This window comes from Actinacidiphila glaucinigra (assembly GCF_035918135.1).
In the GTDB taxonomy this organism is placed as follows: Bacteria; Actinomycetota; Actinomycetes; order Streptomycetales; family Streptomycetaceae; genus Actinacidiphila; species Actinacidiphila glaucinigra.
Window position 1 is genome coordinate 3,811,910 of the sequence record NZ_CP109144.1, and the last position, 19,988, is coordinate 3,831,897.

Below are 19,988 nucleotides of genomic sequence, written 5' to 3' on the forward strand. Positions count from 1 at the left end.
ACGATCGTGAACCGTCGACGGCCAGCGTAGTGGGCGCGCCCGCTCAGCCGCCCCGGCGGCTCAGCAGCCAGGGCTCGACCACGCCGAGACCGCGCACCGGCCGCCGCCACATGGGCTGCAGCCCGAAGCGGTACTTCTCCTCCGACCCGGGCGCGATCTCCGCCTCCGACTCGGGTGCCTCGCCCGCCGCGACGAGCGCCTGCGCCAGCTCGCCGTCGACGAGCACCGCGTCCCGGGGCGCTATCGAGGTCAGCCGGCTCGCCAGGTTCACCGTGGTGCCGAAGACGTCGCCCATGCGGGTGGTGACGGTGCCGAAGGCCATGCCGACGCGCAGCGCCGGCATCGTCTCGTCGCCGTTCATCGTCTCGATGAGCCGTATGCCGATCTCGGCGGCCGTGCCGGCGTCGTCCGCGACGAACAGCACTTCGTCGCCGAGGGTCTTGATGAGCCGGCCGCCGTGCGCGGCCACCTGGTCGGCGGCCGTGGTCTCGAACGCCTCGACCAGCTCGCCGAGTTCCTCCTCCTCCAGCCGGCGGGTGAGCCGGGTGAAGCCGACGAGGTCCGCGAAGCCGACCGCGAGCCGGCGGTCCACGGCCTCCTCGTCGTCGGAGCGGACGACCCGGCTGGTGGCCGCGGCGAGCTGCCGGCGCCACACGTACGTCAGGAACTCCTCCAGCTCCGGCAGCAGCAGCTCGACCAGCGGATAGGCCACCTCGCCCCGGGTCATGCCGGGTTCGGGCGGCTCGGTGAGCTCCTCCAGGAACGAGTCGGTCTGCCACTCGGCCAACCGGGCCGTGGTCTGACCGGTGGACCGGGCGACCTGGATCGCCGTGCTCTCGCTGATCAGCCCGGCCTCGACCATGCCGGCCAGGCGCCGCAGCGCCAGGACGTCGGCCTCGGTCAGCGCGCGTGCCTGGCCGATGTCGGCGAAGCCCATCGCGCGCCAGAACCGGGCGGCGAGGTCCATGGAGACGCCGGCGCTGCGGGCCGCCTGAAAGGGTGTGTAGTGCCGTCCGGAGCCGAGGATCAAGTGCTCCAGGCGGAGCGCGATCGGGTCCTCCTCGACGGCGTGCGCGCGGGCGGATCCGCCCCGTTCCTCGGGCTCTTCGCGCTCGTCGGGTTCCGGCTGCCCGCCGTGTGGCTCGCCCGGCTCCTCGTGCGGCGGGAGGCCGCTCGCGTCGTCCACGGTCACCGCCCGCCCCCTCCTGAGTCCCTGCGCACCGGCCCTTCCGATCACCGCGTCGGAGGCTGCCGCCTCAACAATACGGCAGGTGTGTCCTGGCTCACTCTCCCGCCGGGCGTACATGGACGACGTCGCCGGCGCCGACCGCCCGCTCGCCCTCCGCGGTCGCGACGACCAGCCGCCCGTCGTCGTCGACGGCCACCGCGCGCCCGCTGACCTCGCCCCCGCCCGGGAGTTCGGCGCGCACGGTGCGGCCGAGCGTCACGCAGCCGGCGGCGTACGCCTGCTGCAGCCGGGAGGCGGCCGGGTCGCCGTCGGCGCGCAGCCACTCGCCGTACCAGTCGGCGAGCGAACGCAGCACCGCGCGCAGAAGCGGATCGCGGTCGGTGCCCTTCGCCCCGGCGAGCGCGAGCGAGCCCGCGGCGGGGACGGGCAGCTCCTCCTCGCGGAGCGTGACATTGAGGCCGATGCCGATCACCACGGCGTCGTCGCCGACGCGCTCGGCGAGGATGCCGCCGGTCTTGCGCTCCTCGCCGCCGACTGTGACGAGCACGTCGTTGGGCCACTTCAGCCCGGTGTCGACGCCCGCCGTCCGCGCCACGGCGGTGGCCGTCGCCACGCCGGCCAGCAGCGGCAGCCAGCCCCAGCGCCGGGGCGGGACGGCGGTCGGCCGCAGCAGCACGGAGAAGAAGAGCCCGGAGCGGGCGGGGGCCTGCCACTGGCGGTCCAGGCGGCCGCGCCCCGCGGACTGCTCCTCGGCGACCAGAACCGCGCCCTGCGCGGCGCCCTCCCGGGCCCGGGCGCCCAGGTCGCTGTTGGTGGAACCGGTGGAGCCGACCACGTCCAGGTCGGTCCACAGGCTGTCGGGGGTGACGATCGCGCGGCGCAGGGCGGCCGCGTTGAGCGGCGGTCGCTCCAGGTCGGACCAGCGGTTCGAGGTCATGTGTCCAGCCTAGGGTCTGCCCTCCGGATCGCCGTGGACGCGGCCCGTCCGGGTCCGGGACGACGCGGCGGCCGGGAAGGCGGACCCTGGGAGTGGAGTGTGGCCAACGCCGCACTGACCGGGCAGCATCCACGCGGTTACGCTACGAAAACAGTATTACTCGCCAGTCACGTCACACCCTCAGCACGACCCGACGAGAGCAGGAGAGCCGCCTCCCATGGCCGAGCCGGAGATCGACATCCACACCACTGCGGGCAAGCTGGCGGACCTGCGCCGCCGTATCGACGAGGCGACCCACGCCGGCTCGGCGCGTGCGGTGGAGAAACAGCACGCCAAGGGCAAGCTGACCGCGCGTGAGCGCATCGAACTGCTGCTGGACGAGGGTTCCTTCGTCGAGCTGGACGAGCTGGCCCGGCACCGCTCGACCAACTTCGGCCTGGAGCGGAACCGCCCCTACGGCGACGGCGTCGTCACCGGCCATGGCACCGTGGACGGCCGTCCGGTGGCCGTCTTCTCGCAGGACTTCACCGTGTTCGGCGGCGCGCTCGGCGAGGTCTTCGGCGAGAAGATCGTCAAGGTCATGGACTGGGCGCTGAAGACCGGCTGCCCGGTCATCGGCATCAACGACTCCGGCGGCGCGCGCATCCAGGAGGGCGTCACCTCGCTCGGCCTGTACGGGGAGATCTTCCGGCGCAACACCCACGCCTCCGGCGTCATCCCGCAGATCTCCCTCGTCCTCGGCCCCTGTGCGGGCGGCGCGGTCTACTCCCCCGCCATCACCGACTTCGTGGTGATGGTCGACCAGACCTCGCACATGTTCATCACCGGCCCGGACGTCATCAAGACCGTCACCGGCGAGGACGTCGGCTTCGAGGAACTGGGCGGCGCCCGTTCGCACAACACCGTCTCCGGCAACGCGCACCACATGGCCGGCGACGAGAAGGACGCCATCGAGTACGTCAAGGCGCTGCTGTCCTACCTGCCGTCCAACAACCTCCAGGAGGCCCCCGCCTTCCCGCAGGAGGCGGAGTCCGAGGTGTCCGCGGAGGACCTCGAGCTCGACACCCTGATCCCGGACTCGGCGAACCAGCCGTACGACATGCACCAGGTCATCGAGCACGTCCTGGACGACGGCGAGTTCCTGGAGACCCAGGCGCTGTTCGCGCCCAACATCGTCACCGGCTTCGGCCGGATCGAGGGGCGCCCGGTCGGCGTCGTCGCCAACCAGCCGATGCAGTTCGCCGGCTGCCTGGACATCGACGCCAGCGAGAAGGCGGCGCGCTTCGTCCGCACCTGCGACAGCTTCAACGTCCCGGTCGTCACCTTCGTCGACGTCCCCGGCTTCCTGCCCGGCACCGACCAGGAGTGGAACGGCATCATCCGGCGCGGCGCCAAGCTCATCTACGCGTACGCCGAGGCCACCGTCCCGCTGATCACCGTCATCACGCGCAAGGCCTTCGGCGGCGCCTACGACGTCATGGGTTCAAAGCACCTCGGCGCGGACCTCAACCTGGCCTGGCCGACCGCCCAGATCGCCGTCATGGGCGCCCAGGGCGCCGTCAACATCCTGCACCGCCGCACCCTGGCCGAGGCGGGCTCCCCGGAGGAGGCGGAGGCGCTGCGCGCCCAGCTGATGCGGGAGTACGAGGACACCCTGCTCAACCCCTACGTCGCCGCGGAGCGCGGCTACGTCGACGCGGTCGTCCTGCCGTCGGAGACCCGTATGCACCTGGTGAAGGCGCTGCGGACGCTGCGCAACAAGCGCGAGAGCCTGCCCCCCAAGAAGCACGGCAACATCCCCCTGTAAGGAGCCCGCCCAGCCATGGTGATCAAGGTCGAACGGGGCAACCCGACCCCCGAGGAGCTGGCGGCCGTCGTGGCCCTCGTCCAGGCCCGGGCCGCGGCGGCCGCGGGGCCCGTCGACGGCCCGCGGGCGGCCGACGAGTGGGCCTCCCCCGCGCGCAACGTGCCCGGCCGGATGCCGCGCCCGGCGCCGGCGTCCTGGCGCAGCACCTACTGGCCGCACTGACCCGGCCGGACGCAAATGGTCCGCCTGCCCGCCCGCGCCTGAGTACCCGTACTCAGGCGCGGGCGTTCTCCACGGCGCAACCTGGACGGCATGCTGTGGTCAGACCCGTCCGACGAACCCCCCGAGGAGATGCGGCAGGCGCAGGCGATGCTGCGCCGCGCGATGCTCGTGATCGCCGTCGCCGTCCCCCTGATCACCGCCCTGGTGGCCTGGCGCTGCTGACTACGATGACGGTCATGACCGACAGCAGCCGCAGCCCCCGCCCGCTCGTCCTCGCCTCCGCCTCCCCCGCTCGCCTGGGGCTGCTGAAGCAGGCCGGGCTCGACCCGCGGGTCGTCGTCAGCGGTGTCGACGAGGACGCGATCAGCGCCGGCAGCCCCGCCGAGCTGGCCCGGGTGCTGGCCGAGGCCAAGGCCTCCACGGTCGCCGCGGGGCTCTCCGACGGCGAGGTCGTCGTCGGCTGCGACTCCGTCCTGGACCTGGACGGAGTGGCGCTGGGCAAGCCGGCCGACGCCGAGGACGCCACGGCCCGCTGGAAGTCCATGCGCGGCCGCTCCGGTGTGCTGCGGACCGGGCACTGCGTCATCGACCTCGCCACCGGCCGCCGCGTCTCGGCGACCGCCTCCACCACGGTGCGGTTCGGCACCCCGGACGACGCCGAGATCGCCGCCTACGTCGCCTCGGGCGAGCCGATGCACGTGGCCGGCGCCTTCACCCTCGACGGCCGCTCGGCGCCGTTCGTCGAGGGCATCGAGGGCGACCACGGCAACGTCATCGGCATCTCGCTGCCGCTGCTGCGCCGGCTCTTCGCCCAGCTGGACCTGCGCATCACCGACTTCTGGGTCTGACCGGCCGGCTGGTTCGGACCGGCCGGCGGGTGCCGACCGGCCCGTGCGTTCCGCCCGGTCAGACGGCGGCGGGGGCGACGGGCGGCGGGGGCGTGCTCCCGCCGGGCTCGCCGTCCGGGGCGGAGGCGGGCGCCTCTCCCGCGTAGAGCACGAGGGTGAGCACCACGCACGCCAGGATCACCATCATCCCCACGAAAGCGGCCCAGCCCACCGGGGCGGCCAGCCCCGCGCCCAGGATCCCGTGGGTCACCGCGCACACGATGAGCAGGATCCGGCCGAAGCGGCCCGGGGACCGGTCGCGCTGCGCCATACGGACGAGGACGACCGCGCAGCCGATGAGGAAGAGCGCCATCAGCACGCCCGCCGCCCACGCGCCCACCGCCATCGCACCCGGATCGAGCCCGGCCAGGGACATCTGCTGATGCCGTACGGCGATACCCATGATCCAGTTGACGAAGGCGAAGCCGAACGCCTCCAGGATCAGCAATACAGCCGCCGCCACGGCGACACTTCTGCGCACTGCGCGCCCCCTGTCCCAGGACCCCTATTACCGGCGGTATTTCGTGGGCCGAACGCTACTAACGGGTAGGAGTTGCGGCAAGAGTCCGCGCGGCACCACCCGTATGGGGCGCCGGTCCGGCAAAGATTTACCCGGGCCTTCGTGGAGTTCCCACAAAAAAAGCGCCACGTCGGTCACGGTGGAGGACGGTGACCCGGCCCACACCCCAGGGCCACAAGCACCGGGATAAATGGGGCTTTACCGTAGGAAGCCTAGGCATCCGGGTCCTGATTGGGGGCCCGTATCACCCTCCGTGTGGGCAAGCTCACCCCCAGGGGTGCCTCGGCACGAAGTGTCGCCAGTACCTAAACTCTGCTTGTTTCAAGGAGGGAGCCATCGTGCGCAAGGTGCTCATCGCCAACCGCGGTGAAATCGCAGTCCGCGTCGCCCGTGCCTGCCGGGATGCCGGGATCGCCAGCGTGGCCGTCTACGCGGAGCCGGACCGGGACGCGCTGCACGTGCGCGTGGCCGACGAGGCGTACGCGCTGGGCGGTGACACCCCGGCCACCAGTTACCTGGACATCTCCAAGGTGCTGGCGGCCGCAGCCGAGTCCGGGGCCGACGCCGTCCACCCCGGCTACGGCTTCCTGTCGGAGAACGCCGACTTCGCCCAGGCCGTCCTGGACGCCGGGCTCACCTGGATCGGCCCCCCGCCGCAGGCCATCCGCGACCTCGGCGACAAGGTCGCCGCGCGGCACATCGCGCAGCGCGCCGGAGCCCCCCTCGTCGCCGGCACCCCGGACCCCGTCTCGGGCGCCGACGAGGTCGTCGCCTTCGCGCGGGAGAACGGCCTGCCGATCGCGATCAAGGCCGCCTTCGGCGGCGGCGGCCGCGGCCTGAAGGTCGCCCGCACCCTGGACGAGGTCCCCGAGCTGTACGAGTCGGCCGTCCGCGAGGCCGTCGCCGCCTTCGGCCGCGGCGAGTGCTTCGTCGAGCGCTACCTCGACAAGCCGCGGCACGTGGAGACCCAGTGCCTGGCGGACAGCCACGGCAACGTCGTGGTCGTCTCCACCCGTGACTGCTCCCTGCAGCGCCGCCACCAGAAGCTGGTGGAGGAGGCCCCCGCGCCGTTCCTGACCCCGGAGCAGAACGCCCAGCTCTACGCGGCGTCCAAGGCCATCCTCAAGGAGGCCGGCTACGTCGGCGCCGGCACCTGCGAGTTCCTGGTGGGCACCGACGGCACCATCTCCTTCCTGGAGGTGAACACCCGTCTGCAGGTCGAGCACCCGGTCACCGAGGAGGTCACCGGCATCGACCTGGTCCGCGAGATGTTCCGCATCGCCGACGGCGAGGAACTCGGCTACGACGACCCGCCGCTGCGCGGCCACTCCTTCGAGTTCCGCATCAACGGCGAGGACCCGGGCCGGGGCTTCCTGCCCGCTCCGGGCACCGTCACCCGCTTCGACCCGCCGACCGGCCCCGGCGTCCGCCTGGACGCGGGCGTCGAGTCCGGCAGCGTCATCGGCCCGGCGTGGGACTCCCTGCTCGCCAAGCTCGTCGTCACCGGCGCCACCCGGCAGCAGGCCCTGCAGCGCGCGGCGCGCGCCCTGGCCGAGTTCCAGGTCGAGGGCATGGCCACCGCCGTCCCGTTCCACCGCGCGGTGGTCACCGACCCGGCGTTCGCTCCCGAGGTCAACGGCAAGACCGGTCCGTTCACCGTCCACACCCGGTGGATCGAGACCGAGTTCGTCAACGACATCAAGCCCTTCGCCGCCCCGGCCGACGCCGAGGAGGACACCGAGCCCGGCCGCGAGACCGTGGTGGTCGAGGTCGGTGGCAAGCGGCTGGAGGTCTCCCTGCCCGCCTCGCTGGGCATGACCCTGGCCCGCACCGCCGCCGCCGGCGGTGCCCGCCCCAAGCGCCGCGCCACCAAGAAGGCCGGCTCCGCGGCCTCCGGCGACTCCCTGACATCCCCGATGCAGGGCACGATCGTCAAGATCGCCGTCGAGGAGGGCCAGCACGTCGAAGAGGGCGACCTCGTGGTGGTGCTCGAGGCGATGAAGATGGAACAGCCCATCAACGCCCACCGTGCCGGCACCATCAAGGGCCTCACCGCCGACGTCGGTTCGTCCGTCTCCTCGGGCGCCCTCCTCTGCGAGATCAAGGACTGACGCCCGTCCGCGGACGGCAGCACGAACGCCGCGGGCCCCGGCCGATCACTCGGCCGGGGCCCGCGGCGTTCCGCCGTCACCGTCTAGCGTCGGCGCGGCGCCAGATCTGCGATCCGGGCGGCCTGCTGTTCCCCGGCCAGTTGGGCGGTGCGCAGCGGGGACATCCCCGACACGCCGCCGGCCGACTGGCCGGCGGCCCTGGCGCGCGGCTCACCGGGAGCCGTACCGCCCGGGTAGTTGCCGGAGGGGTGCTGGTGGCGCCGGGGCCCCGGCACGGGCGGCATCTCCCGTCGCTGCCGCCCGTGGGACATCCCGTTGTCAGCCCCGTCCGTCGACGCGACGGCGACCTGCACACCGCGGTCGGCCAGCGCCTGGAGCTCCGTGGCGGCGCGGTCGTCGCCCGCCGGTGGCTCGTCCGTGACCAGATGCGTGATCAGGTCCGTGGGCACGGTCTGGAACATGGTGTCCGTGCCCAGCTTGGTGTGGTCGGCCAGGACCACGACCTCCGCCGCCGCCTGGACCAGGGCCCGGTCGACGCTGGCGGAGAGCATGTTGGACGTGGACAGCCCGCGTTCGGCGCTCAGCCCCGCCCCGGACAGGAAGGCCCGCGACACCCGCAGCCCCTGCAGGGACTGTTCGGCGCCGCTGCCCACCAGCGCGTAGTTGGAGCCGCGGAGCGTGCCACCGGTCATGACCACCTCGACCCGGTTCGCGTGCGCCAGGGCCTGCGCCACCAGCAGGGAGTTGGTGACGACGGTCAGCCCCGGCACCCGGGCGAGCCGGCGTGCCAGCTCCTGGGTGGTCGTGCCGGCGCCGACGACGATGGCCTCGCCCTCCTCGACGAGACCGGCGGCGAGATCGGCGATCGCCGTCTTCTCCGCGGTCGATAGATGGGATTTCTGCGGGAAGCCGGACTCCCTGGTGAAGCCCCCTGGCAGCACCGCACCGCCGTGCCGGCGGTCGAGCAGTCCTTCTGCCTCCAGCGCCCGCACGTCACGCCGTACGGTCACTTCCGAGGTCTGGACGACACGGGCGAGCTCACGGAGCGAAACCGCTCCGTTGGCACGCACCATTTCGAGGATCAGTTGGCGACGTTCTGCTGCGAACACGAAACTGACAGTAACGCCAATGACCTTCCGCTATCAGCAGTTTGCACCGATTAACAGAAGTTGTTCGCAGGCTCGGACGCCCCGTGCTATATAGGCGAAGGCTTCCGCTCCGGTGACGACCCGGAGCCGGTGCCGAAGGCCCTGCTGGGCCGTGTCGTCACATGAGCTCCCCCAGCTACCGCTGGGAGGTGCCCCCAGGTGCGGTGCATCGCAAGGCGGAGAGTCGTCCTCGTAGTGGGCTACTCGGACGATTCGACAACTCCCCCCGGCCGAAGGCTGGGGGGAGGGCATGTGACGACACGGCCTAGAGCTCCCCGGCCGCCTTGCGGGTCGCCAACTGCCGTGCCGCTTCGGCGATCGAACCCGACAGCGATGGGTAGACCGTGTAGGTGTTCGCCATCTGTTCGACGGTCAGGTTGTTGTCGACCGCGATCGAGATGGGATGGATCAGTTCGCTGGCGCGCGGCGAGACGACCACGCCGCCGACCACGATGCCGGTGCCCGGACGGCAGAACAGCTTCACGAAGCCGTCCCTGATGCCCTGCATCTTGGCGCGCGGGTTGCGCAGCAGGGGGAGCTTGACGACCCGTGCGTCCATGAGGCCCGAGTCGACGTCCGCCTGGGTGTAGCCGACGGTCGCGATCTCGGGGTCGGTGAAGACGTTCGAGGAGACCGTCTTGAGGTTGAGCGGGCCGACCGTCTCGCCCAGGAAGTGGTACATCGCGATCCGGCCCTGCATGGCCGCGACCGAGGCGAGCGCGAAGACGCCCGTGACGTCACCGGCCGCGTACACGCCGGGGGCCGAGGTGCGGGAGACCTTGTCGGTCCAGATGTGCCCGGACTCCTTGAGCTTGACGCCCGCGCCCTCCAGGCCCATGGCGGAGGTGTTCGGTATCGCGCCGACCGCCATGAGGCAGTGGCTGCCGGTGATGACCCGGCCGTCGGAGAGGGTGACCTCGACCCGGTCGCCGACCCGCTTGACGGCCTCGGCGCGGGAGCGGGCCATGACGTTCATGCCGCGGCGGCGGAAGACGTCCTCCAGGACGGCGGCGGCGTCCGGGTCCTCGCCGGGCAGGACGCGGTCGCGGGAGGAGACCAGGGTCACCTTCGAGCCGAGCGCCTGGTACGCGCCGGCGAACTCGGCGCCGGTCACGCCGGAGCCGACCACGATGAGCTCCTCGGGGAGCTCGTCCAGGTCGTACACCTGCGTCCAGTTGAGGATCCGCTCGCCGTCCGGCTTCGCGTCGGGCAGCTCGCGGGGGCGGCCGCCGGTGGCGATCAGCACGGCGTCGGCGGTGAGGGTCTCGGAGGTGCCGTCGGCCGCCTCGACGATGACGGTGCGGGAGCCGTCGATCGCCTGCATGCCCTCCAGCCGGCCGCGGCCGCGCATCACCCGTGCGCCCGCACGGGTGACGGAGGCGGTGATGTCGTGGGACTGGGCGAGCGCCAGGCGCTTCACCCGTCGGTTGACCTTGCCGAGGTCGACGCCGACGACCCGGGCGGCCTGCTCGATGTGCGGTGTGTCGTCCGCCACGATGATGCCCAGTTCCTCGTACGACGAGTCGAAGGTGGTCATCACCTCGGCCGTCGCGATCAGGGTCTTCGACGGCACGCAGTCGGTGAGAACCGAAGCCCCGCCCAGGCCGTCGCAGTCGACGACGGTCACTTCCGCGCCCAGCTGGCTGGCCACCAGGGCCGCTTCGTATCCGCCGGGTCCGCCACCAATGATCACGATCCGATTCACGTACCCCATTGTCCCGCACGCGCCAAGTGATCACTTACGGGGGCGGTGTCCCGCTGTCGTACTCTCATGACCATGTCGCTCTACGCCGCCTACGCCGGCAACCTCGACGCCCGGCTGATGACGCGCCGCGCCCCGCACTCGCCCCTGCGCGGCACCGGCTGGCTCAGCGGCTGGCGCCTGACCTTCGGCGGCGAGCAGATGGGCTGGGAGGGCGCGCTCGCCACCCTGGTGGAGGATCCGCTGCACCAGGTCTTCGTCGGGCTGTACGACATCGCCCCGGTCGACGAGGAGCCGATGGACCGCTGGGAGGGCGTCCCGCTGGGCATCTACCGGCGCCACATGGTGCGGGCGCACACGCTCGACGGCGACCTGTCCGCGTGGATCTACGTCCTCAACGACTACGAGGGCGGTCTGCCGTCCGCGCGCTACCTCGGCGAGATCGCGGACGCGGCGGAGTCCGCGGGCGCTCCGCACGACTACGTCATGGAACTGCGCAAGCGCCCCTGCTGACCCGGCGGCAGCCCGGGCGCGGCGGCCTCTCCACGGCCCCGCGGGCCCCGTCAATCGGGGGATCCTCCGAAATTCCGCAGACCGTGACCTGGGACGTCTACGCGCGTAGGAGATAACCGGCTACTCTCATCGGCGTGAACTCTTCCGCAACTCCCCACGCCGCCCGCACCCCGCTGGGCGACCCGTACGCCGCCGCCACGGCCGCCGCCGCCCGCCTGCGCGAGCTGACCGGCGGCGAGACCCACGACGTCGCCCTGGTCATGGGCTCCGGCTGGGTGCCTGCCGCCGACGCCCTCGGCGAGGCCGATCACGAGTTCGCGGTGACCGAGCTGCCGGGCTTCCCGCCCCCCGCCGTGGCCGGGCACTCCGGCAAGGTGCGCTCCGTGCGGATCGGCGACAAGCGGGCGCTGGTCTTCCTGGGCCGCAACCACTTCTACGAGGGCCACGGCGTCGCCACCGTCGCGCACGGCGTGCGCACCGCCGTCGCCGCCGGCTGCAAGACCGTCGTCCTGACCAACGGCTGCGGCGGGCTGCGCCCCACCTACCGCCCCGGCCAGGCGGTGCTGATCGGCGACCACATCAACATGACGGCCGCCTCGCCGATCGTCGGCGCCAACTTCGTCGACCTCACCGACCTGTACTCGCCGCGGCTGCGCGCCCTGTGCAAGGAGGTCGACCCCTCCCTGGAGGAGGGTGTCTACGTCCAGCTCCCCGGCCCGCACTACGAGACCCCGGCCGAGATCAACATGGTCCGGGTCATCGGCGGCGACCTCGTCGGCATGTCCACCGCGCTGGAGGCCATCGCGGCCCGCGAGGCGGGCGCCGAGGTGCTCGGCATCTCCCTGGTGACCAACCTCGCCGCCGGCATGACGGGCGAGCCGCTGAACCACGAGGAGGTCCTGGAGGCCGGCCGCGACTCCGCCGCGCGGATGGGCAGCCTGCTCGCCCAGGTGCTCGAGCGCATCTGACCGCCCCACGCCCCCGAATGGGGCGGACCGGCACCCCCGCGCCGGCACACCGCGCGCGATCCCAGGGGTGCCCGCACCCTGGTTAGGGAAGGCGACCTACGGGGAGGTGACCGGGCGGCGCTCGTCGCGGCGGCCCGCTCCGCCGCCGCCCGGCCGGACGGGATCCCGCCGCGCGGCCTCCCGCTGCGGCACCGGTCGCGGGCATGACGGGCCGAAGGCCCCAGGCCGACCCGCGCGCGGCACGGGCGGCACCGAAGACCGAGACATCGCAGGAGCATCACGTGGCAAGCGCAAGCGAGAACGCGGAGCTGATCCCTCAGGCGCGCACCTGGCTGGCAGAGGACCCGGACCCCGACACCCGCGCCGAGCTCGAGGCCCTGCTCGCGGCCGTCGAGTCGGGTGACACGGCGGCGGCCGGCGACCTCGCGGAACGGTTCGCCGGCACCCTGCAGTTCGGAACGGCGGGGCTGCGCGGGGAGGTCGGCGCGGGCCCGATGCGCATGAACCGCTCCGTGGTCATCCGGGCCGCCGCCGGTCTCGCCGCGTACCTCACGGCGCAGGGCAAGGGCGACGGGCTGGTCGTCGTGGGCCACGACGCCCGCCACAAATCGCTGGACTTCGCGCGCGACACCGCCGCCGTCATGGTCGGCGCGGGTCTGCGGGCGGCCGTGCTGCCCGGACCGCTGCCGACGCCGGTGCTGGCCTTCGCGATCCGCCACCTCGGCGCCGTCGCGGGCGTCGCGGTGACCGCGAGCCACAACCCCCCGCGGGACAACGGCTACAAGGTCTACCTGGGCGACGGCTCGCAGATCGTCCCGCCCGCCGACGCCGGGATCGCCGACGAGATCGCCGCGATCGGCCCGCTGGCCGACGTGCCGCTGGCGGACGGCGGCTGGCAGGTCCTCGGCGAGGAGGTCGTCGAGGCCTACCTGGACCGCGCCGCCTCCGTCGTGGACCGGCACACCCCGCGTAACCTCTCGGTCGTCTACACCCCGCTGCACGGGGTCGGCCGCGACGTGCTGACCGCCGCCTTCGAGCGCGCCGGGTTCACCGCCCCGCACGTCGTCGCCGAACAGGGCGAGCCGGACCCGGACTTCCCGACCGTCGCCTTCCCCAACCCGGAGGAGCCGGGGGCGATGGACCTGTCCTTCGCCGCGGCCCGGGCGCTCGGCCCCGACGTCGACATCGTCATCGCCAACGACCCCGACGCCGACCGCTGCGCCGTGGCCGTGCCGGACCGCGCCGCCGAGGGCGGCTGGCGGATGCTGCGCGGCGACGAGGTCGGCGCGCTGCTCGCCACCCACCTGGTGCACCGCCGGGCCGGCGGCACCTTCGCGGCGAGCATCGTCTCCTCCTCCCTGCTCTCCCGCATCGCGGCCCGCGCCGGGCTGCCCTACGCCGACACCCTGACCGGCTTCAAGTGGATCTCCCGGGTGGAGGGCCTGCGCTTCGGCTACGAGGAGGCGCTGGGCTACTGCGTCGACCCCGCGGGCGTGCGCGACAAGGACGGCGTCACCGCCGCCCTGGCCGTGGCGGAACTGACCGCCGAGCTCAAGGCCAAGGGCCGTACGCTCTCCGACCTGCTGGACGACATCGCCCTCGAGTACGGGCTGCACGCCACCGACCAGCTCTCGGTGCGGGTCGCGGACCTGTCGGTCATCGACGACGCGATGAGCCGGCTGCGGGAGCGGCCGCCCAGCTCGCTGGCCGGTCTCGCCGTCGTCACCGCCGAGGACCTCTCCAAGGGCAGCGCCGAGCTGCCGCCCACCGACGGCCTGCGCTACCGGCTGGCCGGCTCTCCGGGCGCCGGTGTGGAGTCGGCCCGGGTGATCGTGCGCCCGAGCGGCACCGAGCCCAAGCTGAAGTGCTACCTGGAGGCCGTCCTTCCCGTGCCGGGCGCCGACCGGCTGGCCGCCGTCCGCGCCCAGGCCACCGAGGTGCTGGCGGCCGTCAAGGCCGACCTCGCCACCGCCGCCGGACTCCCGCGGGACGAGGCCGTGCAGGCCTGACGCCCCGCCGACGACGCCGCCCCGGTCGTGCCCGCCCGGGCACGGTCGGGGCGGCGTCGTCGGCGCGCGCGTCGTCGCGCCCTGCCTCCGGCTCAGCCGATGGCGAGCAGGACGATCATCACGACCGCCCCCGCCACCGCCGGGGCGATCACCTCGTACGCCCAGCGGACCGTGACCTCGCTCCGCACGCCCTCCCCGCCGCCGTGCCGCTCCGCGAGCTCGCGCAGCTCGTCCACCACGCGGTCGGACCAGGCCCGGGTCGCGTCCGCGCCGGGGCGGGACCCCGGCGTCGCGCCCGGGTCGCCCGCGGCGGCGCGCGTCCTGGCCCGCGCGGCCCGCTTGCGGGCGCGCATCGACACCGGGACGGCCCACAGCTGGTACTTCTTGCCCTCCACGAACAGCTCGGTCGAGTAGCCGGAGCGCAGCCCCTCCACGGCGCCCCAGGACGCGGTGACGGTGCGGAAGGGGTTGCGGACCAGCAGACGGTCGTCCCCGGCCCGGACGACCGGACGCAGGGTGAACGCGAAGACCAGCGGCACGATCAGCAGCATCAACGCGAGGGCCAGCCAGGGGGTGTTCCCCGTACCGCGGACGATCGCGTCGATGCCGAGCCACAGCGTGATGGCGAGCATGATCACGCCACCGGCGACGCCGGCCGCCGAGCGGTAGGAACGCTCGGCGTACTTCGGCTGCCCGGGGTCGGGCTGCGGTTCGGGGGCGGGGTTCTCGGAGCTCGTCATGAGATCAGATTGTGCCTGACCCCGGGCCCGCGCCCGGCGGGGCGGAGGTTGCGTTAGTGCATCGGCGGCAGCGCCGGCCACTCGCCGCCTACTGGTACGCCTTGTCCTGCGCGGAGTCGTAGACGAGCTTGCCCGCCGCGTCGTAGCCCTTGATGTGCGGCAGGGAATCCTCCGACGCGGCGAGGACCCCGGTCGCGGCGAAGTAGCCGTGGTCGAGCGCGGCCTGCTGCGTGACGCCGCCCCAGGAGACGGTGACCTTGGCGACCCCGGGCTCGACCGTGCCGACGCTGCCCCAGCGGAAGGGGAAGTGGTACGGCAGCCCCGGCCCGGTGGCGCCGTCCTGCTGGTAGAGCCGGTGGGCGTTGTCGTCCGGGACGACGGCGCGGTGTGCGGGATCGACGACGTCGCCGATGCTGGTGTTGATGCCCGGCCTCTCATCGCCCTTGTCCGTGCAGATCAGCCGTACCGGCGTACCGCCGAGGGTGCCGACCGCCACGACCCGGATGCCGTCACCGGGGGAGTTCATGTCGCCCGTGGCGTTCAGCGCGAGGATCACCCGGTAGTCCCCGGGCTTTCCGAGGTCGTACCCCATGGGAGAGTCCGCCCGCCGGTGCTTCGCTTCGGAGGAGAGACACCCCTCCAGCGCCTCGGCCGCCCGCTCCAGCGTGATCCCGTCCGCCAGTTGCCCCGGCGTCGCAGGGCCTTCGGGCCCGCTCGCCCGCACCGGGGCGGAGGGTTGCAGCTGGGTGGCGCTCGCCTGCGCGGAGGGCCGCGCGTCCTGAGCCGGCAGGGCGGCCTGGCCGCCGGCGCCGGGCTGGTAGTGCATCGCGACGGCCGTGCCGGGCACCGCGACCAGTGCCGCCAGCCCGGCCCCCGCGGCGAACACCCGGCGCCTGCGGCTCGTCCTGCCCTGACGCAGGATCGTGGCGTAGGGCGCCTCGCTCGTGCGCAGCCCGTCCGTCTGTTCCTCGAGGAGCTCGCGCAGCCGCGCCTCGAACTCCGTGTCGCCGTCCGCGGGGCCGTACCCCGTCGCGTCTCCCATGTCCCTCATCGGGCCCCTCCTTCTGCCTTCGTGTGCTTCGCCGTGCCCCACGGCCCTGTCCTCGTCCCCGCACCGGCCCCGGCTCCGACGGGCTCCGCGGCCATCACGGCTGTGCCCAGCCGGGCCCGCAGCTTGGCCAGGCCGCGGGCCGCCTGGCTCTTGACCGTCCCCGCCGAGCAGCCCAGCGCGTGGGCGACCTCGGTCTCCGACAGGTCGTCCCAGTACCGCAGCACGACCACGGCCCGCTGCCGCGCGGGCAGTTCGGCGAGCGCCGCCAGCAGTTCCTCGCGCTGCGCCACCCGCGCCGTGGGATCGGCGCCGGCGCCCTCGGGCGGTACGTCCGTGAGCCGTTCGGCCACGCGTTTCTTGCGGAACCGGTCCTTGTTGCAGCTGATCAGGATCCGTCGCACATACGCGTCCGGGTTGTCGCTGCGCTGCACTCGCCGCCAGGATCGGTAGGCCTTGGCCAGCGCTGTCTGCGCGAGGTCCTCGGCGTGATGCCCGTCACCTGTGAGCAGATAGGCGGTCCTGACCAGATGGGCCCATCTGGCACGGACGTAGCCTTGGAACTCCGCCTCGTCGTCTGGATTCATCGATGACCCCCTTCACCCACCAGACCACCGGTTCCGCCGATTCGGTTGCCGGGCCACCCGTAAGGGGACGGACGGATCCGCCCGGACCGGTGACATTCGCTACGCGCGTAGATATGCTGGGCTGGTGACCATGCCCACCACTGTTCCCGCTCACGGCCCCGACGCCGCGGCCCGGCTGGCGTCCATGGCCGACGTCACGGCCTCCGACGCCGCGCTGCGCCGCTTCCTGCACGGGCTGCCCGGCGTCGACGCGGTCGGCCTCGAAGCCCGCGCCGCAAGCCTCGGCACCCGTTCGATCAAGACCACGGCGAAGGCGTACGCCATCGACCTGGCGATCTCGATGATCGACCTCACCACGCTCGAAGGCGCGGACACCCCGGGCAAGGTCCGGGCGCTGTCCGCCAAGGGCGTCAATCCGGACCCGACCGACCGCACGACCCCCAGGGTCGCCGCGATCTGCGTCTACCCGGACATGGTCGCGACCGCCAAGGAGGCCCTGGGTGACTCCGGTGTGCGCGTCGCGTCCGTCGCCACCGCCTTCCCGGCCGGCCGCGCCGCACTGCCGGTGAAGCTCGCCGACACCGCCGACGCGGTGGCCGCGGGCGCCGACGAAGTGGACATGGTCATCGACCGCGGCGCCTTCCTCGCCGGCCGCTACCTGAAGGTCTTCGAGGAGATCAAGGCGGTCAGGGAGGCCTGCCGCCGCCCCGACGGCAGCTCCGCCCACCTCAAGGTCATCTTCGAGAACGGCGAACTGGCGACGTACGACAACATCCGCCGCGCCTCCTGGCTCGGCATGCTCGCCGGCGCCGACTTCATCAAGACCTCCACCGGCAAGGTGGCGGTCAACGCCACCCCCGCCAACACCCTGCTGATGCTCGAGGCCGTGCGCGACTTCCGCGCCGCCACGGGGGTCCAGGTCGGTGTGAAGCCCGCCGGCGGCATCCGCACCTCCAAGGACGCCATCAAGTTCCTGGTCCTCGTCAACGAGACCGTGGGCGACGAGTGGCTGAGCAACGAGTGGTTCCGTTTCGGCGCGTCCAGCCTGCTGAACGATCTGCTCATGCAGCGCCAGAAGCTGAGCACCGGCCGCTACTCCGGTCCCGACTACGTGACGGTGGACTGAGAACTCCGATGACACAGACCAAGAAGAACCAGCAGTCCCAGCCGGCCGCGCAGCCGAAGCCGGGCTCCGCCTTCGCGTACGCCCCGGCGCCGGAGTCCCGCTCCGTCGTCGACATCGCCCCCTCCTACGGCCTGTTCGTCGACGGCGAGTTCACCGACGCCGCCGACGGCCGGGTCTTCAAGACCGTCAGCCCCTCCTCCGAGGAGGTCCTCTCCGAGGTCGCCCAGGCCGGCGAGGCGGACGTGGACCGCGCCGTCAGGGCCGCCCGCAAGGCCTTCGAGTCGTGGTCGGCGCTGCCCGGCTCCGAGCGGGCCAAGTACCTGTTCCGCATCGCCCGGATCGTCCAGGAGCGCTCGCGCGAACTGGCCGTCCTGGAGTCGCTGGACAACGGCAAGCCGATCAGGGAGACCCGCGACGCCGACCTCCCGCTGGTCGCCGCGCACTTCTTCTACTACGCCGGATGGGCCGACAAGCTCGCGCACGCCGGCTTCGGCCCGGCCCCCCGCCCGCTGGGCGTGGCCGGCCAGGTCATCCCGTGGAACTTCCCGCTGCTGATGCTGGCGTGGAAGATCGCCCCGGCGCTGGCCACCGGCAACACGGTCGTCCTCAAGCCGGCCGAGACCACCCCGCTGTCGGCGCTGTTCTTCGCCGACATCTGCCGCCAGGCGGGCCTGCCCAAGGGCGTCGTCAACATCCTCCCCGGCTACGGGGACGCCGGCGCCGCGCTGGTCGCGCACGAGGGCGTCGACAAGGTCGCCTTCACCGGCTCCACCGCCGTCGGCAAGCAGATCGCCCGCACCGTCGCCGGCGGCAGGAAGAAACTCACCCTGGAGCTGGGCGGCAAGGGCGCCAACATCGTCTTCGACGACGCGCCGATCGACCAGGCCGTCGAGGGCATCGTCAACGGCATCTTCTTCAACCAGGGCCAGGTCTGCTGCGCGGGCTCCCGCCTGCTGGTCCAGGAGTCCGTCGCGGACGAGGTGCTGGACGCCCTCAAGCGCAGGCTGTCGACGCTGCGCGTCGGCGACCCGCTGGACAAGAACACCGACATCGGCGCCATCAACTCCGCAGAGCAGCTGGCCCGGATCACCGCGCTCGCCGAGGCCGGCGAGGCCGAGGGCGCCGAGCGCTGGTCGTCGGCGTGCGAACTGCCCTCCGCGGGCTACTGGTTCGCGCCGACGCTCTTCACCGGGGTCACCCAGGCGCACCGCATCGCCCGCGAGGAGATCTTCGGCCCGGTGCTCTCGGTGCTGACCTTCCGCACCCCGGCCGAGGCCGTGGAGAAGGCCAACAACACCCCGTACGGCCTGTCGGCCGGGATCTGGACGGAGAAGGGCTCGCGCATCCTGTCGGTCGCGAACCAGCTCCGGGCCGGTGTGGTGTGGGCCAACACGTTCAACAAGTTCGACCCGACCTCGCCCTTCGGTGGCTACAAGGAGTCGGGCTTCGGTCGCGAGGGCGGCCGCCACGGTCTGGAGGCGTACCTCGATGTCCGATAAGTCCGATAAGTTCGAGAAGGCCGAAGCAGCGCGGCTGTCCGTCTTCAAGACCTACAAGCTGTTCGTCGGGGGCAAGTTCCCCCGCAGCGAGAGCGGGCGGGTGTACGAGGTGACCGACGCCAAGGGCAAGTGGCTCGCCAACGCCCCGCAGTCCTCCCGCAAGGACGCCCGTGACGCGGTGTCCGCCGCCCGCAAGGCCTTCGCGGGCTGGTCGGGCGCGACCGCGTACAACCGGGGGCAGATCCTCTACCGCGTCGCGGAGATGCTGGAGGGCCGCCGGGAGCAGTTCGTCCGCGAGGTCGGCGAGGCCGAGGGGCTGTCGAAGTCCAAGGCGGCGGCCGTGGTGGACGCCGCGATCGACCGCTGGGTCTGGTACGCGGGCTGGACCGACAAGATCGCCCAGGTCGTGGGCGGCGCCAACCCGGTGGCGGGGCCGTACTTCAACCTGTCGAGCCCGGAGCCGACCGGTGTCGTCGCGATCGTCGCGCCGCAGGAGTCGTCCTTCCTCGGCCTGGTCTCGGTGGTCGCCCCGGTGATCGCCACCGGCAACACCGCGGTCGTGGTGACGAGCGAGCGGGCCCCGCTGCCCGCGCTGTCCCTGGGCGAGGTGCTGGCCACCTCCGACCTGCCGGGCGGGGTCGTCAACATCCTGTCCGGCCGCACCTCCGAGGTCGCGCCGACGCTCGCCGCGCACATGGACGTCAACGCCCTGGACCTGGCGGGCACGGTGGACGACGCCGCGCTCGCGAAGGAGCTGGAGATCGCGGCCGCGGACAACCTCAAGCGCGTACTCCGTCCACAGGCTGTGGACTGGGCCGCCGAGCCCGGCACGGACCGCATGACGGCCTTCCTGGAGACCAAGACCGTCTGGCACCCCGCGGGAGCCGGCGCGGCCTCGGGCTCCGCGTACTGATCCCGTCCCCCGGCGGCCCGTCCCGCCGCCGGGGGACGGCAGTGCCCGCACGACCCGGCGGC

19 protein-coding genes are annotated in these 19,988 nt (G+C 72.8%); 11 read left to right on the forward strand and 8 right to left on the reverse strand.

Translation table 11 applies throughout. The annotated features are described in order from the left end of the window. Positions 1-43: 43 nt before the first annotated feature. Together OIE69_RS16705 and OIE69_RS16710 are read right to left on the reverse strand one after the other, a co-directional pair. Positions 44-1,192 carry an adenylate/guanylate cyclase domain-containing protein gene (locus OIE69_RS16705; RefSeq protein ID WP_326572717.1) on the reverse strand — a complete coding sequence of 383 codons (1,149 nt, stop codon included), beginning with the start codon at positions 1,190-1,192 and terminating at the stop codon, positions 44-46. A gap of 91 nt (positions 1,193-1,283) precedes the next feature. Beyond that, entirely contained in the window at positions 1,284-2,126 is an 843-nt protein-coding gene (locus OIE69_RS16710; protein WP_326572718.1) for a biotin--[acetyl-CoA-carboxylase] ligase, read from the reverse strand. A gap of 217 nt (positions 2,127-2,343) precedes the next feature. On the opposite strand from OIE69_RS16710, the gene OIE69_RS16715 reads away from it, so the two are divergent. From OIE69_RS16715 to OIE69_RS16730, 4 genes are all read left to right on the forward strand, one after another. Then, a complete protein-coding gene (locus OIE69_RS16715; protein WP_326572719.1) occupies positions 2,344-3,933 on the forward strand; it encodes an acyl-CoA carboxylase subunit beta in 1,590 nt (529 codons plus the stop codon). Between the two features lie 15 nt (positions 3,934-3,948). Continuing rightward, complete coding sequence (locus tag OIE69_RS16720) at positions 3,949-4,155, forward strand: acyl-CoA carboxylase subunit epsilon (protein ID WP_326572720.1); 207 nt, start codon at positions 3,949-3,951, stop codon at positions 4,153-4,155. 90 nt (positions 4,156-4,245) lie between these two features. Continuing rightward, positions 4,246-4,377, forward strand: a complete 132-nt coding sequence (gene mmpB / locus OIE69_RS16725) for a morphogenic membrane protein MmpB (RefSeq protein ID WP_018561319.1) — start codon at positions 4,246-4,248, stop codon at positions 4,375-4,377. Positions 4,378-4,391: 14 nt separating this feature from the next. Further along, positions 4,392-5,003 carry a Maf family protein gene (locus OIE69_RS16730; protein ID WP_326572721.1) on the forward strand — a complete coding sequence of 204 codons (612 nt, stop codon included), beginning with the start codon at positions 4,392-4,394 and terminating at the stop codon, positions 5,001-5,003. A 58-nt stretch (positions 5,004-5,061) separates the two neighbouring features. Here the strand turns inward: OIE69_RS16730 and OIE69_RS16735 are convergent, their stop codons facing one another. Next, positions 5,062-5,523 carry a hypothetical protein gene (locus OIE69_RS16735; protein ID WP_326572722.1) on the reverse strand — a complete coding sequence of 154 codons (462 nt, stop codon included), beginning with the start codon at positions 5,521-5,523 and terminating at the stop codon, positions 5,062-5,064. Positions 5,524-5,900: 377 nt separating this feature from the next. Between OIE69_RS16735 and OIE69_RS16740 the strand changes: the two genes are divergently transcribed. Further along, positions 5,901-7,673: an acetyl/propionyl/methylcrotonyl-CoA carboxylase subunit alpha gene (locus OIE69_RS16740; protein ID WP_326572723.1), complete on the forward strand. Its 1,773-nt coding sequence runs from the start codon at positions 5,901-5,903 to the stop codon at positions 7,671-7,673. A gap of 83 nt (positions 7,674-7,756) precedes the next feature. Here OIE69_RS16740 and OIE69_RS16745 read toward each other — a convergent pair whose 3' ends face one another. Together OIE69_RS16745 and OIE69_RS16750 are read right to left on the reverse strand one after the other, a co-directional pair. Further along, positions 7,757-8,746 (reverse strand): DeoR/GlpR family DNA-binding transcription regulator, encoded by a 990-nt coding sequence (locus OIE69_RS16745; protein WP_392567662.1) that lies wholly within the window; start codon positions 8,744-8,746, stop codon positions 7,757-7,759. A 340-nt stretch (positions 8,747-9,086) separates the two neighbouring features. Further along, on the reverse strand, positions 9,087-10,535 hold the full coding sequence (locus OIE69_RS16750; RefSeq protein WP_089224323.1) for an NAD(P)H-quinone dehydrogenase: 1,449 nt from the start codon (positions 10,533-10,535) through the stop codon (positions 9,087-9,089). Positions 10,536-10,598: 63 nt separating this feature from the next. Here OIE69_RS16750 and OIE69_RS16755 point away from each other — a divergent pair, with 63 nt between their 5' ends. From OIE69_RS16755 to OIE69_RS16765, 3 genes are all read left to right on the forward strand, one after another. After that, positions 10,599-11,036 carry a gamma-glutamylcyclotransferase gene (locus tag OIE69_RS16755; protein ID WP_326572725.1) on the forward strand — a complete coding sequence of 146 codons (438 nt, stop codon included), beginning with the start codon at positions 10,599-10,601 and terminating at the stop codon, positions 11,034-11,036. A gap of 134 nt (positions 11,037-11,170) precedes the next feature. Beyond that, positions 11,171-12,004: a purine-nucleoside phosphorylase gene (locus tag OIE69_RS16760; RefSeq protein WP_018561312.1), complete on the forward strand. Its 834-nt coding sequence runs from the start codon at positions 11,171-11,173 to the stop codon at positions 12,002-12,004. Between the two features lie 281 nt (positions 12,005-12,285). Continuing rightward, on the forward strand, positions 12,286-14,013 hold the full coding sequence (locus tag OIE69_RS16765) for a phospho-sugar mutase (protein WP_326572726.1): 1,728 nt from the start codon (positions 12,286-12,288) through the stop codon (positions 14,011-14,013). Positions 14,014-14,105: 92 nt separating this feature from the next. Here the strand turns inward: OIE69_RS16765 and OIE69_RS16770 are convergent, their stop codons facing one another. The 3 genes from OIE69_RS16770 to OIE69_RS16780 form a co-directional block, all read right to left on the reverse strand. Continuing rightward, positions 14,106-14,753 (reverse strand): PH domain-containing protein, encoded by a 648-nt coding sequence (locus tag OIE69_RS16770; protein ID WP_326572727.1) that lies wholly within the window; start codon positions 14,751-14,753, stop codon positions 14,106-14,108. 88 nt (positions 14,754-14,841) lie between these two features. Then, positions 14,842-15,804, reverse strand: coding sequence for a hypothetical protein (locus tag OIE69_RS16775; RefSeq protein ID WP_326572728.1), 963 nt, complete (start codon positions 15,802-15,804; stop codon positions 14,842-14,844). Then, positions 15,801-16,388 (reverse strand): SigE family RNA polymerase sigma factor, encoded by a 588-nt coding sequence (locus tag OIE69_RS16780; RefSeq protein WP_326572729.1) that lies wholly within the window; start codon positions 16,386-16,388, stop codon positions 15,801-15,803. Before OIE69_RS16780 ends, OIE69_RS16775 begins: the two co-directional genes overlap by 4 nt. A 130-nt stretch (positions 16,389-16,518) precedes the next feature. Between OIE69_RS16780 and deoC the strand changes: the two genes are divergently transcribed. The 3 genes from deoC to OIE69_RS16795 are packed head-to-tail and all read left to right on the forward strand — an operon-like array spanning position 16,519 to position 19,926. Beyond that, positions 16,519-17,514, forward strand: a complete 996-nt coding sequence (deoC, locus tag OIE69_RS16785; RefSeq protein ID WP_326581211.1) for a deoxyribose-phosphate aldolase — start codon at positions 16,519-16,521, stop codon at positions 17,512-17,514. An 8-nt stretch (positions 17,515-17,522) separates the two neighbouring features. Further along, positions 17,523-19,013: an aldehyde dehydrogenase family protein gene (locus OIE69_RS16790; RefSeq protein WP_326572730.1), complete on the forward strand. Its 1,491-nt coding sequence runs from the start codon at positions 17,523-17,525 to the stop codon at positions 19,011-19,013. Further along, entirely contained in the window at positions 19,003-19,926 is a 924-nt protein-coding gene (locus OIE69_RS16795) for an aldehyde dehydrogenase family protein (RefSeq protein WP_326572731.1), read from the forward strand. The genes OIE69_RS16790 and OIE69_RS16795 overlap by 11 nt, the downstream gene beginning before the upstream one ends. The last annotated feature ends 62 nt before the right edge of the window (positions 19,927-19,988 follow it).